The 15798-nt window shown below is 57.4% G+C and carries 14 protein-coding genes; 10 read left to right on the top strand and 4 right to left on the bottom strand.

The window, feature by feature from the left end:
* Nucleotides 1–12: 12 nt before the first annotated feature.
* The gene (locus tag Q1A51_RS19075) at nt 13–444 is read right to left on the bottom strand and encodes a pseudoazurin (RefSeq protein ID WP_299601223.1); all 432 of its coding nucleotides are present in this window, start codon (nt 442–444) and stop codon (nt 13–15) included.
* A gap of 161 nt (nt 445–605) precedes the next feature.
* Here Q1A51_RS19075 and Q1A51_RS19070 point away from each other — a divergent pair, with 161 nt between their 5' ends.
* Nucleotides 606–1319, top strand: a complete 714-nt coding sequence (locus Q1A51_RS19070) for a Crp/Fnr family transcriptional regulator (RefSeq protein WP_299601217.1) — start codon at nt 606–608, stop codon at nt 1317–1319.
* Here the strand turns inward: Q1A51_RS19070 and Q1A51_RS19065 are convergent.
* Nucleotides 1306–1518: a DUF1858 domain-containing protein gene (locus Q1A51_RS19065; RefSeq protein WP_299601215.1), complete on the bottom strand. Its 213-nt coding sequence runs from the start codon at nt 1516–1518 to the stop codon at nt 1306–1308. The two genes, Q1A51_RS19070 and Q1A51_RS19065, sit on opposite strands and share 14 nt — an antisense overlap.
* A gap of 122 nt (nt 1519–1640) precedes the next feature.
* Here Q1A51_RS19065 and Q1A51_RS19060 point away from each other — a divergent pair, with 122 nt between their 5' ends.
* The 9 genes from Q1A51_RS19060 to Q1A51_RS19020 are packed head-to-tail and all read left to right on the top strand — an operon-like array spanning nt 1641 to nt 8671.
* Entirely contained in the window at nt 1641–2093 is a 453-nt protein-coding gene (locus tag Q1A51_RS19060; RefSeq protein ID WP_299601212.1) for a cytochrome c, read from the top strand.
* A 13-nt stretch (nt 2094–2106) separates the two neighbouring features.
* Entirely contained in the window at nt 2107–3456 is a 1350-nt protein-coding gene (locus tag Q1A51_RS19055; RefSeq protein ID WP_299601205.1) for a cbb3-type cytochrome c oxidase subunit I, read from the top strand.
* A 3-nt stretch (nt 3457–3459) separates the two neighbouring features.
* Complete coding sequence (locus tag Q1A51_RS19050; protein ID WP_299601202.1) at nt 3460–4254, top strand: CbbQ/NirQ/NorQ/GpvN family protein; 795 nt, start codon at nt 3460–3462, stop codon at nt 4252–4254.
* A 4-nt stretch (nt 4255–4258) separates the two neighbouring features.
* Complete coding sequence (locus tag Q1A51_RS19045) at nt 4259–6142, top strand: VWA domain-containing protein (protein ID WP_299601199.1); 1884 nt, start codon at nt 4259–4261, stop codon at nt 6140–6142.
* A 1-nt stretch (nt 6143) separates the two neighbouring features.
* Nucleotides 6144–6326, top strand: coding sequence for a protein NnrT (locus Q1A51_RS19040; RefSeq protein WP_299601196.1), 183 nt, complete (start codon nt 6144–6146; stop codon nt 6324–6326).
* Nucleotides 6323–6562, top strand: coding sequence for an NnrT protein (locus tag Q1A51_RS19035; protein ID WP_299602794.1), 240 nt, complete (start codon nt 6323–6325; stop codon nt 6560–6562). Before Q1A51_RS19040 ends, Q1A51_RS19035 begins: the two co-directional genes overlap by 4 nt.
* Nucleotides 6559–6813, top strand: a complete 255-nt coding sequence (locus Q1A51_RS19030; protein WP_299601193.1) for a DUF6522 family protein — start codon at nt 6559–6561, stop codon at nt 6811–6813. Before Q1A51_RS19035 ends, Q1A51_RS19030 begins: the two co-directional genes overlap by 4 nt.
* Before the next feature lie 23 nt (nt 6814–6836).
* Nucleotides 6837–8006 (top strand): NnrS family protein, encoded by a 1170-nt coding sequence (locus Q1A51_RS19025; protein ID WP_299601190.1) that lies wholly within the window; start codon nt 6837–6839, stop codon nt 8004–8006.
* Entirely contained in the window at nt 8003–8671 is a 669-nt protein-coding gene (locus Q1A51_RS19020) for an NnrU family protein (protein WP_299601187.1), read from the top strand. Before Q1A51_RS19025 ends, Q1A51_RS19020 begins: the two co-directional genes overlap by 4 nt.
* Nucleotides 8672–9096: 425 nt before the next feature.
* On the opposite strand, the gene Q1A51_RS19015 is transcribed toward Q1A51_RS19020, so the two are convergent.
* Nucleotides 9097–13260: a calcium-binding protein gene (locus tag Q1A51_RS19015; RefSeq protein WP_299601182.1), complete on the bottom strand. Its 4164-nt coding sequence runs from the start codon at nt 13258–13260 to the stop codon at nt 9097–9099.
* An 867-nt stretch (nt 13261–14127) separates the two neighbouring features.
* Nucleotides 14128–15798: Calx-beta domain-containing protein (locus Q1A51_RS19010; protein WP_299601179.1), on the bottom strand; the 1671-nt coding region annotated here is incomplete at its 5' end.

Here is a 15798-nt window from a genome sequence, read left to right as displayed (position 1 = left end):
TGCCGTCAGTATTCAGAGATTTGCAAGCTGCGCTTCGAAGCGTTCCTTGGCCTTGCGCGGCACGCGGCCTTCGAGGAAATCCTCGGGTGCGTCCACGTCACCAACAGCGATGGTCATCACCATGCCCATGGCGAAATGCGGCTTGCAGATCACGCCGTAGACACCTTCGACATCCAGCGTGACTTCGATCTCTTCGTTGATCTTGCCTTTGAAGGCTTCGGCCCCGTCGGGCAGCATGCCCTTGTTGACTTCGGCGTTGTGGCCCTTGTCCGCGGCAAGGAATTTGATTGTGTCACCCGGCTGCGCTTGAACGAAAGCAGGTTCGAAAAGCATGCGCTCACCCTCGGAGCCCTTGTTCAGCATCTGTACTTCGATTGTTTCGGCGAATGCTGCGCCACTCATCAGTGCGGCAAGTGCCAAACCGATTGTCAGTTTGCGGATCATCTTCATTTCCTTTCAGATCAGCCTTTGTGTTGATCTGAATATTATCGGATGCCGCGGACCGAACTTTGCGCTGGCACAAAGAACGACGCGGAAGACAACGACCCACACCTTTTCACTTGGGTGCATGGCATCCACTTGCCCATTGTGGCACGACTATCAAGATGGACGGTCAACCTCGTAAAACTCTGCCGCGGATGGATGAAAGCCTGCTGACGCACCTTCCGCCGTTTTCAAAGCTGGACAAGCGGCAGATCCGTATAATTCTGGATCAAGCGTCATCGCAACGGTATGAAACCGGAATTGCGGTCTTTGAAGAGGGCGGACCGGCGGAACGCTTCTACATGCTTCTCGATGGGTATGTCCGCGTGGTGCGGATCACGGCCACCGGCGAACAGGTGACAACACTCCATATCCCTGCAGGTCAATTGATAGGAATTGCTAAGGCGATCGGGCGCGACACGTATCCGGCGACGGCGTTGACGGCGACGGAGTCACTGGCTCTGAGTTGGCCAACACGGCTGTGGGACACGTTCGTATCTGAATATGACGGATTTGCGACCGAGACCTACAGGATCCTCGGGCAACGCGTAGGCGAGATGAACAACCGCATCGTTGAAATGGCAACGCAACAGGTCGAACAGCGGGTGGCGAATGCGCTTCTTAGACTGATCCATCAAACCGGCCGCAAAGTACCCGAAGGGATCGAGATCGACTTTCCCATCACACGACAAGATCTGTCCGAGTTGACAGCCACCACGTTACACACCGTGAGCCGTTTGCTCAGCAGATGGGAGAAAGAGGGCCTTGTGCAAAGCAAGCGCAAACGGATCATGGTGCGCGATTCTCATGCGCTGGTGGTACTCAGTCAGGCATAATGGCCGCTTTCAACTCTGCCATGAATGCATCCTCTTCGAGATGATACTCGGCGCAGGCGTCAATCAATGTATGGAATGGGCTGACTAGACACCCGACGCAGAGCATCTTGTACTTTGTAAAAACCGCGATTGTCTGAGGCCAATGTGTCATGATGTCGGCGAGTGGCAAGTCCGGGTCGTCTATCCTCGACGTGCGCATACGGTCCTCCTTTCATAAAGCGACCGTAGAACTGAAACTTCGCGAAACGTTGCGCTGGCGCAAACTTCACGGGCTTCACACTGGCTAGACAAAAGGCATCCCAACTTGAGGAGGTCTTTCGCATGGCTGAATTTCTAACCAAATCGCGGGCGCGCAACATCTTCTACGGGGGCTCGATCTTCTTCGTCGTGGTGTTCGTGGGGATGACCGTCCACTCCCATAAATACGTCGTCGATGTCTCGACCGCCGGTATGGAGCTGAGCGAAGAGGTGATCCACGGCAAGCACGTCTGGGAGAGACACTCCTGCATCAACTGTCACAGCTTGCATGGCGAAGGTGCCTACTTTGCCCCTGAAGTGGGCAATGTGATGACCCGTTGGGGCGTCCAAGACAGTCCTGAAGATGCCTTCGAAACGCTCAAAGGTTGGATCGAAGGTCAGCCCAGCGGCATTGAAGGCCGCCGTCAGATGCCGCGCTACGAATTGTCGGATAAAGACATTCGCGGCCTCGCGGAATTTCTGCGTTGGGCAGACCAGACAGACACGCAGGGCTGGCCGCCCAACGACGCCGGTTAAGGAGGCGAAAACCATGAAATACGAAACACAAAAAGTCGCGTACTGGTACTTCCTCGCTGCGATGGCTTTGTTCGGCATCCAGGTGCTGGGCGGTCTGCTGGCGGGTTGGATCTATGTCTCGCCCAACTTCTTGTCCGAGGTGCTGCCCTTCAACGTGATCCGCATGATTCATACCAATGCGCTGATCGTATGGCTGCTGCTGGGCTTCTTCGGTGCGGCTTACTTCCTGATCCCTGAGGAGTCAGAGCGTGAAATCTGGTCTCCAAAACTCGCTTACATCCAGCTGATCATCTTGCTGGTCGGAACGCTTGGCGCTGTCGGCAGCTATCTCGTCGGTATCCATGGCGGGCGCGAGTTTCTCGAACAGCCCCTTTGGGTCAAGTTCGGCATTCTCATCGCCGCATTGATCTTCCTGTTGAACATCTCGATGACAGTGCTTGCGGGCAAAAAGACCGCGATCACCAATGTGCTGCTCATGGGGTTGTGGCTGCTGTCGCTGCTTTGGATCTTTGCCTTTATCAATCCTGACAATCTGTCATTGGACAAGATGTACTGGTGGTTCGTCGTGCACCTCTGGGTCGAGGCGACCTGGGAATTGGTCATGGCGGCAATCCTCGCATTCCTGCTGCTGAAGCTGACGGGTGTCGACCGCGAGGTGGTGGAAAAATGGCTATACGTCATCGTCGCCACTGCGCTCTTCTCCGGTATCCTTGGCACTGGGCACCACTTCTACTGGATCGGTCTGCCCGGGTACTGGCAGTGGGTCGGCTCCATCTTCTCAACCTTTGAGGTGATCCCCTTCTTTCTGATGATGAGCTTCGCGTTTGTGATGGTCTGGAAGGGGCGGAAGAACCACCCTAACAAGGCGGCTCTCCTGTGGTCGCTTGGGTCGTCCACCGTCGCCTTCTTCGGCGCGGGCGTCTGGGGTTTCCTGCACACTCTGCACGGCGTTAACTTCTACAGCCACGGCACGCAGATCACCGCAGCGCACGGGCACCTCGCCTTCTACGGGGCCTATGTCGCGCTGAACCTCGCGGTTTTCACCTACGCGATGCCGCTGCTGCGGGGACGGGAGCCCTACAACCAGGTGCTCAATATGGGCAGCTTCTGGCTGATGACCGGAGGCATGGCTTTCATGACCTTCGTGCTGACCTTCGCAGGCACAATCCAGACGCACATGCAGCGGGTGATCGGCGATTACTACATGACCGTCCAGGACGATCTCGCGATCTTCTACCTGACGCGGTTCGGTGCTGGTGCAGCTGTCGTGCTGGGTGCACTGCTCTTCATCTACTCGATGCTTGTGGTGCGGAAGGACGAGATCATCACGCCAGGCCCCGCCAACCCTGTTCCGGGAGATTGAGCCATGAACATCGCAACCACACCAACCCTGCCGTTCTACCAGCCCACGGGCCGCGAATGCGACCTGTTCGAGACGGCCTATGACAATGGTTTGCCCCTTCTTCTGAAGGGGCCGACCGGCTGCGGCAAAACCCGATTTGTAGAACACATGACCGCGAAACTGAGTAGGCCGCTCTATACCGTCGCCTGCCATGATGATCTGTCAGCGGCGGACCTGATCGGTCGGTATTTGCTCAAGGGCGGGGAAACCGTCTGGGTTGACGGCCCGCTAACCCGCGCGGTGCGCGAGGGCGGCATTTGCTACCTTGATGAGGTGGTGGAGGCGCGCAAGGACGTCACCGTGGTGCTGCACCCGCTGACGGACACACGACGGACCCTGATGATCGACCGTACAGGCGAGGAGCTTGTGGCACCGGCGGGGTTCATGCTCGTGGCCAGCTACAATCCGGGCTATCAGAACGTCCTGAAACGATTGAAGCCCTCGACAAGGCAACGGTTTTTGTCGATTAGCTTCGACTTCCCAAAGGCTGAAACGGAAATCGCCGTGGTTGCCAGCGAAAGCCGGCTGGAACCGGGGCGCGTTGCACCGCTCGTTCGGTTGGCGGGGCACATCCGAAATCTGTCGGGCATGGATCTGGAAGAAGGTGTCTCGACCCGCTTGCTGATCTATGCGGCTACCTTGATGGCGGGCGGTATGGGGGTGGATCAGGCGCTTGAAGCCGCAGTGATTGAGCCACTCAGCGATGAGCCCGACGTGCAGCAATCGCTGCGTGACCTTGTCAGTACGATCTACGGATAACGCTATGCGTCTTCTTGACCTCATGGAGCCAGAAGAGACGGTCGGCAACCTGTGGCACGATATGGCAAAGGGGATCGGCGCGGATGTTACCTTTCCCGAGGCGGCAGTCACGCTCGCCTCGGTCCGGCCGAGCCTGTCAGTGCTGTTCCGGGCGCTTGGCGGCGCGCCCGGGGTAGAGCTGCGCGAAGCGCCCGCGACACTGATGCAACACCGCCGCCCGTTGCGTCGCAAGCTGGGCGCGGATCGGGACCGCGAATGGAAGCCCAGCTTTGACGGCGAGCGGTTGAATTTGCCGCCCGTGATCGCCGTATTTCCTGACGCGGACCTCAACCGCGCCACCTATTTCTGGCTGACCGCTCTGGCCGCACACAGCGATCCGACAAACTTGATATTGCCTGTTGATGGCCCGGCGCATGATTGCGCACAGATCACAGCCAACACAGCTGCGGCTGGTGCCGCTTTTGCTGCCTGTCCGGGTCTGCGTGAGGCGTACCGCGGCATGTCGACAATCTGTCTCGCGCTGCGTCCGAAGGTGATCCGCCCCGCGCAAGAGGAGGCGATTGAGACCGCCATTTGCCATCACCTCTGTGCAAGCGCCCACGCCCTTGAGGTCGACCTGGCTTTGCGTGGATATCAGACCTTTGCACCGGTTCCGATCTGGCTGCATTTTACGCATCCTGGTGCTGGTGTTCCCGCAAGCGAAGACAGCGCAGATCCCGTGGCACCGCCACCGACTGCCGCACACACCAGCCGCAAGTTGGGCGCGCGCAAGGAGCATGAACAAAACAACCGCAGCGACAGTTTTATCATGCACCGGTTCGAGTCGATCCTGTCATGGGTCGAGTCGATGAACATCAACCGCAGCGTGGATGACGACAATGACGAAAACGCGCAAAAGGCAGCCGATGATCAGGACGAGATTGTCCTGACCAAACACGACCGCAAGGCCGCGACCCGTCTGCGCCTGCATCTCGATCTGTCGCCTGCTGATGCGGATCACGAGGCGCTGTCTGGCATTCATACCTATCCCGAATGGAACCACCGCTCTCGCAGTTACATGGCCAATCACTGCCGTGTCCTGGATGCACCGGCGCAACCCAATGGCACGGCCTTTATGCCCAACGCGCGCCGGGTGCGTGATGTGCGCCGCCAGTTCGAGGCGATGCGCCCGCGTCGCATCCTGCAACCACGCCAGGTGGACGGCTCGGAACTGGATCTTGACGCGTTGTTGACCGCACAAACCGATCTGCGCGCCACCGGGCGCGGATCGGATCGCATCTGGCAATCCGCGCGAAAAGTTGAGCGCGACTTGTCCGTCGCCTTCCTCATCGACAATTCTAGATCCACCGAGGCCGCCATTGGCGACACCAGCGTGATCGAAGTCGCACGCCACACGATGGCCGCGCTGGCCACCGGCATCGACGCGGCGGGCGACCGACTGGGGATCTGGGGTTTTTCATCGCTGCGCCGTGATCGTGTTTTCCTGAACCGCTGCAAGGGGTTCGACGACGCCATGTCGCCCGAGATCACCGCCAATATCGGCGCGTTGAAGCCCGACCACTACACGCGCCTTGGCGCCGCGATCCGTCATGTGTCCGCGCAATTGGCTGAAGAGGTCTCTGCACGCAAGCTGCTGATCGTTTTGACCGATGGCAAGCCCAACGATCTGGACCATTACGAAGGCCAACACGGGATTGAGGACAGCCATATGGCGGTGCGCGAGGTCCGCAACGCGGGCATGAGCCTGTACGGCATCATCATCGACGAGGACGGGCAGGACTGGTTCACCCGCATCTTCGGGCGCGGGGGGTTCACGCTGTTGCCGGATGCAAATCGCCTGCCCCGAGCCTTACCCGATATCTATCGCACACTGACACAGGAGATCTGACATGCGCCACCTCATCGGCTTCACCACCCTGTTCTGCAGCCTGGCCACCACCGGCATTGCCAAAGAATTTGATCGCCCGATCCCGCAGGCGCAGTCGGCAACCGCCGAATTCTGGTACGCTTTGGCCTGCGTGACCTTGTTGGCGGCCATGGTCGCGGTTCAATGGCTCGTTTCGCGCAGATGACCCGGCAACGCTGGTCCACGCTGCGTATCGCATTGGCTCTCTATCCGTTCGGAGCGGGGGCCGCCGGGGTCAACGTGTTCTTTGCGTCGTTGATCCTCAGTTGGATTGGCGGGCCAGTGGCCTCAACCGGTTGGTCCATTATGCTTGGATGCGTCGTCGGCGGTCCTGCAACCTGGTACTTTGCGCGACATATCCGCCACCTGATGGACGTGGCTGACAAGACGGAGGCAACATGAAGATCGACATCACCGACGGTCAACCTGTGATCGACGCCCGTGACCTTGGCAAGCTGTTAGAAATCGCGCCGGCGGACGTGCAGGAAAAGATGCGCGCGGGTGAGATTACAAGCAAGTACGAGATCGGGCAGGATGAAGATGCAGGCCGGTTTCGCCTGACGTTCTACTGTGGCGGCAGGCGGGTTCGGTTGACCTGTGCCGACGATGGCACGGTCCTCAGCACGATCCGTACGAATACGGAGACCAATTGATGGTACAATCGTCATCAGAACAAATGCGTGCATGGCGAGGGCCAGCGTTGTTCAGTTTCGGTTTCCGGCCCTTCTTTCTTTTCGGAGCGGTTTGGGTCGCCGTCTCCATGGTGCTGTGGCTCTTTTCTTTGTCCGGGATGATTGACGTGCCGACACGCTTCGACCCGGTCAGCTGGCATGCGCACGAATTTCTCTTCGGTTATCTTGGTGCAATTCTGGCCGGCTTTCTGCTGACGGCCGTACCAAATTGGACGGGCCGCTTGCCGATGGTCGGCAGGCCACTGGCGGCGCTCTTTGCGCTCTGGGGTGCAGGGCGGATCGCGATCCTTTTTTCCGCTGCTCTGCCGGCGGCGGTCGCGCCTGTCATCGATCTGGCTTTCCCGGTGGTGCTGGGTGCGTTGATCTTGCGAGAGATCATTGCAGGCAAAAACTGGCGCAACCTGATCGTCTTAGCCCTGCTGGCCGTGTTTACGATGGCCAATGCGCTCTTCCACCTAGAGGCGCTGGAGGGTGTCTATGCGGCACAAGGGACGGGCCTGCGATTGGGCGTCGCAACGGCCGTGATGATGATCGGCGTTATCGGGGGGCGGATCATACCGTCCTTCACCCGCAATTGGCTGGCCCATCGGGAAGACCCTGCGCGACCCGCACCACCAATGCAGAGGTTTGACAAACTGGTCTTGCTGTCCAGCTTGCCCATCTTGGTCTTGTGGGTTGTGCACCCATTTGAGTTTCATACAGGCATTGCGCTCTTGATCATGAGCGGGCTACATCTGCCACGTCAAACCCGTTGGCAGCCGCATCACACGCTGGGTGAGCCATTGGTATGGGTTCTTCACCTGTCATATGCGTTCATCCCGTTGGGGGCCTTTGCCCTTGGGATGGATCAAATCCTTGGCAATCCCAGCACTGCGGGCGCGCAGCATCTGTGGATGACCGGGGCGATTGGATCCATGACGCTTGCCGTGATGACCCGCGCTACACTGGGTCACACAGGGCAGAGCCTGACCGCGTCACGTGCGACGGTCGTGATCTATCTATGCGTGTTCGGCGCTGCCCTAACACGCTTTCTGACGTCGTTAGTAGTTGAGTTAAACTATGCATCGGGTGTCTTGTGGCTGGCTGCGTTTGTGGGCTTTGCCATCGTCTATGGCCCGTCACTGTTGCGCCGGACACCGGAGAAGGCACGATGAGCTGGGCCGTATATGCGGGTGTTTTCGCACTGTTTTTCGCGACGCATTCCGTTCCGGTGCGGCCTGCCATCAAATCGCGGATCATTGCGCGTATCGGACTGCGTGGCTTCGGCATCGCCTATTCAATTCTGTCCCTTGCGGTGTTGTCTTTGCTGATCTGGTCCGCGGGGCAAGCGCCCTACATCCAGCTTTGGCCACAGATGGGTTGGCAACGCCATGTGGTGCATCTGGGCATGTTGGCCGTGTGCCTGATCCTGGCGTTCACTATCGGGCGACCCAATCCATTCTCCTTCGGTGGCGCGCGGCACAACGGTTTCGATCCCGCACGGCCCGGCATCGTTCGCATCACCCGCCATCCCATCTTGCTGGCGCTGGCGCTTTGGGCCGTACTCCATATGCTACCGAATGGCGATTTGGCACATGTGCTCTTGTTTGGTGTGTCGGGGAGTTTTGCTGTTGCAGGACGCGCGCTAATCAATGGGCGCAAACGGCGCGAGATGGGGGCAAATCAGTGGGATGCTCTGAACACTGCGGTCGTGACGGCTCCAATTTGCCAAGCACCTGTGTCTTGGGCAGGCATGGTGCTGCGGGTTGCAGCAGGTTTGGCTGCGTTTGTGACGCTACTGAGCTTGCATCCTGTAGTGATTGGCGTTTCGGCATTCTGACCACGTAGAGCCACACTTGGTGGTCGTGCGGCTCTATCCAGTAATCGTGATCAAGATGCCCGACTAGCGGATAACTCAGACAAACGGCAGCTTAATCAGCGGATTGTGGTCCCGGTGAGCCAGTTGACCCAAGATTGTAGATTGAATGTTGCGTTGCATTGCGCAAAATGAGTTGTGCTCAGCCCATCGCCACAGCTTTGAAAAGGCATATGAAATAAGCTCATTGACGTTGAGCTGCCATTTCTCTGCGTTGACCCTGTATTTTGCACTCATCATAGCAAACTTGCTTTGAGTTTAAGGTGAAACCCGCGGAAAGACGGCAAAAGGCTTGCTAGAAGCAATTTGGGACCAGCTTCACACATTAGCGTCGCATTGCCAGCATCAGAGTGCAGAGCGTGCACTTCGGCCACGCACTGCAATCCACCTTATATGAACGTCACATCGTCAAATAGCAGATTTACGTTGGTCACGTTGTTGAACGTCAGCGTGTTGCCCTCGCCGAAGTCGAGCACAAGGTTGCCCTCCACAACAGACGCGTAGTTGGCGAGGTCACTGCCCACCGGCGTCTCTTCGTCCAGAAGGTCCGCCTCGATCTGCAGGCGGTCGACGATCAGCGAGTAGTCACGGATCACATCGTTGCCATCTGTGAACACGAAGACATCCGCACCTTGACCACCACGCATCAGGTCGTCCCCAAGTCCGCCGTCAAGCGTATCATTGCCCGCGTTGCCTTCCAGGTTATCGTTTCCGGCATCCCCGTTCAACACGTCAAAACCGTTTAGACCACGAAGCAGGTCATCGCCCTCTCCGCCGTTCAACTCGTCAAAGGCCAAACCGCCGTTGAGCGTATCATTACCCGTGCCGCCAAACAGGGTGTCGTTGCCGTTGCCGCCATTCAGACTGTCATCGCCGTCGCCCCCGTCCAGTACATCGCGCCCATTCAGGCCCAGAACGGTGTCGTTGCCGTCACCACCATTCAAACTGTCAAAGCCGAGACCACCGTTCAAAGTGTCATTGCCTGCACCGCCATCAAGGGTGTCATTGCCGAAGCCGGCGTTCAGGCTGTCGTCGCCAAAACCGCCATTGATGACATCAAAGCCGTTCAGGCCCAGAAGCGTATCATTTCCGGTCCCACCATCCAGACTGTCCGCGCCAATACCCCCATTCACGCTGTCGTCGCCTCCGCCGCCGATCACTGTATCGTTGCCAGCGCCGCCGGACAGCGTGTCGTCTCCCAGGCCTGCATCGACAAGGTCGTTACCACCCAAGGAAAGGATCGAGTCGCCCGCAAATGAACCGGTAATGTCATCGGATGTCGAGGTTGTGTCGCCTACAATCTCGATGTCGCCAAATTCGACAATCAGGCTGGTTGCGGTGGTCGAGAAATCGAGGTCAACGGCTTCGTCAGAGGCCGCAATTAATTCAGGCAGATCGACTTCGGTGATATCCGCGGCAGAAAATTCAATGAACTGGACCGTGAAGCCAATGTCTGCGGTCAAGCTGGTGCCGGTGATAAGTTCGGCGCTTAGGCCAGCCAGAGCCTCGAGTGAGGTGCCGAGAACAAATACGCGGCCCTGAAGGTCAACTGTTCCCGTCACTGTATACGTATCGTGGACGAGGCTCCCGCCTGACAGATCAAAGTCAAAATCGAAGCCGCCGGTCGCAACGGTCAGATCTCCGTTGATGGTGATGTCTTCGATCCCGGTGGAGCTGCGCAGGATGTTGTCCTGAACCAGGTCCGCCTCGAACATGCCACCACTTGTGATATCAAGGATGCCGTTGTTGTTGACCACGCCACCGCGCAACACACCGCCGTTGCTAACCGTTACGATGGCATTGCCCCGGGCAAGCGGTGCATCTTGGGAGAAATTGGCGGTTGCGCCAAAGTCCAAGATACTACCCGCGCCATCGACGGTCACACGACCCGTTGCACCGTCGTTCTCGGCAACAATCAGCAGCCCTTCTGCATCATTTGTAACCACGGCGCCGTCCAGAACATTGATCGTACCGTCGGAACCTGCATCACGACCGGCACGCATGAAGCCAGTTTCTCCGCCGTCAACGTTCACGTTGTCGGCTCCGTCGATGGTTAGGGTGGTGCCTGCTCCGGTCACCGTGATGACACCGTTTGAGCCTTCATTGCGTCCGGCCTGAAATCCGGGAAAGTCGCCGCCGTCGCCGGTAATCGTAACGTCCGCTCCGTCACGCACTGTGAATGTCCCGACTGTATCTCGACCGACTGTCAGAAATGCACCGAACTCGGGATTTACCACTTGTTCGCCGAACAAGTTGAGCTGCGTTCCCTCACCTTCGACAATAGTGTGACCCTCGCCTTGTCGACCCGAGATAAAGAACAACGTATCTACCACGGCACCATCAGAAATTGTGAACGTCGACGTTCCGCCGTTTCGGCCTACAAAAATTGCATCTTGTTCAGCCACCAATCGGGTCCCGGCACCCGTGACAAGCGCCGTTGCCATGCCTCCATCGTTTGACGTTGAACTGCTCCCTGACAACTGCAAGCCACCGCCGAATTCGTCTCCGGCAAACAACTGAAATTGCGCTCCGTCCCGCAGAATGAACGAACCGTCTGCCCCTCCTTCACCGATACGCATGAAGCCGTTGGAACCAGTGCGATCTGCGCTGCCTACTGTCACGGAAGTGCCAGCACCTTCAACGATCAGCGTCCCATCCGCGGTTGCATCGGTCCGGCCGTTCAGGTCACCAACACCAACAAACTCGCGTACTTGCACCTGTGCGCCATCGCGGATTGTGACTGTGCCTGAGGCCGACGTCACCGACATGTCCTGGTCGGTGATGCGCCCCACTTCCAGGTTGCCCTCGGTCCCGTTGGACAAATCTACCCGAGTGTTTGTGCCTTCGATGGTCAGGTCAGCCGTTCCGCCTTGCCCCACCGAAATCCTACGTGCATCAACATCTGCCCCGTCCGAGATGGTTACACTTGCCGTGCCTGTATTTTGACCGACATCGATGCTGCCATTTTCGACAACAAGTGTCGTACCAGCGCCGGTTATCAATCCCATCGCGTCGCCACCGGCGCGATCTGATGCCCCAGAGAACTGGATTCCGGCACCAAATTCATTCTCGTCGCCACGGAACAAGGTGAATGAAGCTCCATCGCGAAGCACGAAGCTGCCTGTTGCCCCTTCTTCTGCGACCCGCATGAAGCCGTTTAAGCCGGTGCGATCCGCACTCCCTACCGTGACGGAAGTGCCAACACCTTCCACGATCAGCGTCCCATCCGCAGTAGCGCCGGCTCTACCGTCCAGATCACCGACACCAACGAAGTCTCGGACTCGCACCTGGGCGCCATCGCGGATGGTAATTGTTCCCGTGGCTGAGGTCACCGAAGGATCCTGGTCGGTTATGTGGCCGACTTCCAGGTTGCCCTCGGTCCCATTGGACAAATCTACCTCGGTGTCCGCACCTTCGATAGTCAAGTCGGCGGTGCCACCTCGTGCCACTGCAATCCGTCGCGCATCAACATCAGCACCATCCGAAATGGTCACGCTGGCCGTACCGGTGTTTTGGCCGATATCTAACGTGCCATTTTCGACAACAAGTGTGGTACCGGCACCGGTTATTAAGCCAGTTGCACTACCGCCCGGGCGATCTGATCCGCCGGAGAACTGGATGTTTGCGCCAAACTCGTCCTCGTCGCCGCGGAACATGGTGAATGCAGCTCCGTCGCGGAGCACAAAGTAACCTGTTCCGCCTTCTTCCGCGACGCGCATGAACGCGTTTTGACCCGTGCGTGCCTCGGTGCCAATGTTGAAGACTGTTCCAGCCCCTTCAACAATCAGCGCGCCCTCGGCTGTAGCGCCCGCAACACCATCGGTATCCGCGATACCCACGAATTGGCGGATGTTCACCTCGGCTCCATCTCGCACAATCACAAGCCCCTCGGCCGAGCGATTGGTCGTAGTATCCGTCAACCCGTCATCGGGGGGGGATATCGTGCCAATTTCCAACGATCCACGATCACCACCTGCCGAATTGAGGACTGATACTTCGGTGTCGGTGCCTTCTATCACCAGTGTGGCGTCCACGCTTTGACCACCCGCGGTCGGTGATCCGTCCAGATCGAAAGGCCCAAAGTTCACACCAATCTGTAACCCGCGGCCCGAAGTTGCATCCGGGTTATCAATGACAACCTGCGCGCCATCACTGATGAAGGCCGTGGCGGACGTGCTTGCGCCAAGCTCAGTTGCCATGCGGAACCGTGTTGAGTTGCCAGCCTGACCGGTCATCGTCAGCGTGGTCGCTGGCCCCGAAATCGACAGGATGCTGTCGGTGCCGGACGTCGTTCCAAAATCGTCGCCTACTGTAACTGTCGCGTTACGGGCGATAAAGCTTGTGTCGTCACGCTGAAAATTGCCAATGTCGTTGAGCACGGTCAGTGATCCCAACCCTTGCGCCGTTGAGTCCGCATCACCCGTAGCGGTCTGGAACGATACGTTCTGGAAGAAAATACCATTGGCACTTGCTGGTCCAGGATCTGCAGGCAGTCCAAAATCAACCGTATCACCGGCAAACAAAGCGTCGAGTTGTTCCTGAGTTAATGGCATTTTTAATTCCCCAAAATCTAATATGCTTTTGCACTGAAATCATGTGCTATCGAAACTGGCGATATCGTAGGAAAACAAAACTTCAAAAAAAAGTTTTTTTGACTAGCCTGAAAATTATTCACGTTCAGGTTGGAGGTGAGATCGAGATCGTCAATAATTGAGACAGAGCAACTGGGTTGTAGGAAACGGATATATATTAAAAATTTTATTTAAATTCAACAACTTAAATTGGAATATTTCTGCGGCACGACGTTGGTTCCTCTTAAGGTGGAAGGGACGCGTTGATGGGCGCCAATTACCTGTTCCCATCGAAGATAAGCCTGTGCGATTCTCAGTCGCGAGCGTAACAGAGGCGCAGCAAGGGAGCTGGACAGGCGGCAAAGAGTTCACACCCCATTGCTTGAGTGCGGGTGTCGGTTGACGCAAACAATGGCCGCCATTCTGGCTTTGCCTCTTTGCGTGCGAGCTTGGCATACAATTCATAGTAAACGGTTCCCAGCCCGCTGCCCACGCCATGCACGTATACGAAAAACCCCGGCGACGCGGAATTGAGTGGCGGGCGTCAGGTCAAACGCAAACTCTGCACAACCAATCCTGATGCACATCCTATTGAAGCTGCGCTTGCGCGTTCCCAAAAATAAAATTTTCCGGCGCGTTGCGCGACCTAGCAAGCCAACACTCTGGAAAGGGTACTGAACAAAACGCAACCCCGATCAAAAAATACTCGTGTAACCCGCACATCGCATTCGGCAACTCCAATTGGACCGGATCACACTCGACCACAGCACTTATTAGGACACTCACCGTTGATGAACGCGGCGCATTGTTGTGCTGAATACGCCGCCGCGTACCGTTACTCTCCAAGGTCTAAAAGAATGTCACGTCATCAAAAAGAAAGTTGACGTTAGTCACATTGTTCAAGGTCAGGGTGTTGCCGTCGCCGAAATCCAGCACCAAATTCCCGTCCAAAACTGACGCGTAGTTGGCCAGATCAGAGCCCACGGGCATAACCTCATCCAGAAGATCCGCATCAATTTGCAAGCTGTCCACTATCAGTGAATAATCTCGGATGACATCGTCACCGTCCGCGAACACAAAGACATCAGCCCCCTGACCACCGCGTAAGAGGTCGTCACCTGAGCCGCCATCAAGCGTATCATTGCCGGCGTTGCCCTCGAGATCATCGTTGCCCGCATCGCCATTGAGAACATCAAAGCCGTTAAGCCCACGGATCAGATCGTCACCATCGCCGCCATTTAAAGTATCGAAGGCAAGACCGCCGCTTAGCGTGTCGTTACCGGCGCCGCCCTCAAGCAGGTCATTGCCGTTCCCACCGTTTAGATTGTCATTACCTAAACCACCGCTCAGGGTGTCACGACCGTTAAGACCGAGCAGGAGGTCATTCCCGCTTCCACCTTCTAAACTGTCAAAGCCGAGCCCGCCATTTAGGGTGTCATCGCCCGCGCCGCCATCAAGCGTGTCGTTGCCAAAACCGGAGTTCAGACTGTCATTGCCATCGCCGCCGTTGATTACGTCAAAGCCGTTTAAACCCAACAGAGTGTCATTGCCCGTTCCACCATTGAGTTCGTCGGCTCCAATGCCACCATTTAGAACGTCGTTGCCCGCTCCACCGTTGACAGTGTCATTCCCGGCGCCGCCCGCGATTGTGTCGCCAGTTAATGTGCCGTCAAGCATGGCGGAAGCGCCGGCGCCTCCTATGCTCACCCCGACTATGCCCAGATCTTCTACCAAGTCTTCGAAGGTCAAAACGGTATCCAAAAGATCGATTTCCTCGATGCCCGAGATCGTATCGATCCCATCGGCAGTAATTTGAATTCGCTCGTTGTCGAGCGCTTCCAAAGTCAAGTCCGCCTCATTGGCATCGATTTCCAACCGATCGAACCCACCGCCACCTTCGATACTGTCATCACCGGCATCCGGATCTAACGTGTCATTGCCCGCTCCGCCGATCAGCGTATCGTTCCCGTCGCCGCCGATCAGGGTGTCGTTGCCATCGTCGCCGAACAGCAAATCGTTTCCATCCAGCCCGCTCAGGCTGTCATCTCCTGCGAACCCGTTGATTACTTCGGAAATCTCTGTTCCGAGCAACGTGTTGTTGTCATCGTTTCCATTTATTGTCGGGCGATCTTGAATTGTGCCGGTGCCGGCTCGATCCTCGCCAGCAAGAAAGATCGGCAGGTCGTCAAAAACCAGTGAAAAGGTTTCCAGGACTTCATCGATGCGATCCCCGAGGATATCGACGGCGACGGAGGCGACGGTTTGGCCCGGGGCGAAGGTGACGGAGCCTGAGTTGGCCACATAGTCTTCGCCAGCCAGTGCGGTGCCGTCGGCGGTGCTGTAGTTCAGCGTGATGCTCTGGTCGAAGGGTTGGGAGAGGCGGATCTCGAACACGGCCTGCTGGCCGCCGGTATCGGTCTCGAACACCAGCGGGTCGGAGACGAAGAGGGCCAGGTTCTGGCCGCCATCGCTGTCGAGGATCACACCCGTCGCCGTCAGCACCGGTTCACCGCCCGACAG

Origin of the sequence: uncultured Tateyamaria sp. (genome assembly GCF_947496075.1) — a bacterium.
GTDB lineage: Bacteria > Pseudomonadota > Alphaproteobacteria > Rhodobacterales > Rhodobacteraceae > Tateyamaria.
This window is presented reverse-complemented; position numbering and strand designations above follow the sequence as displayed.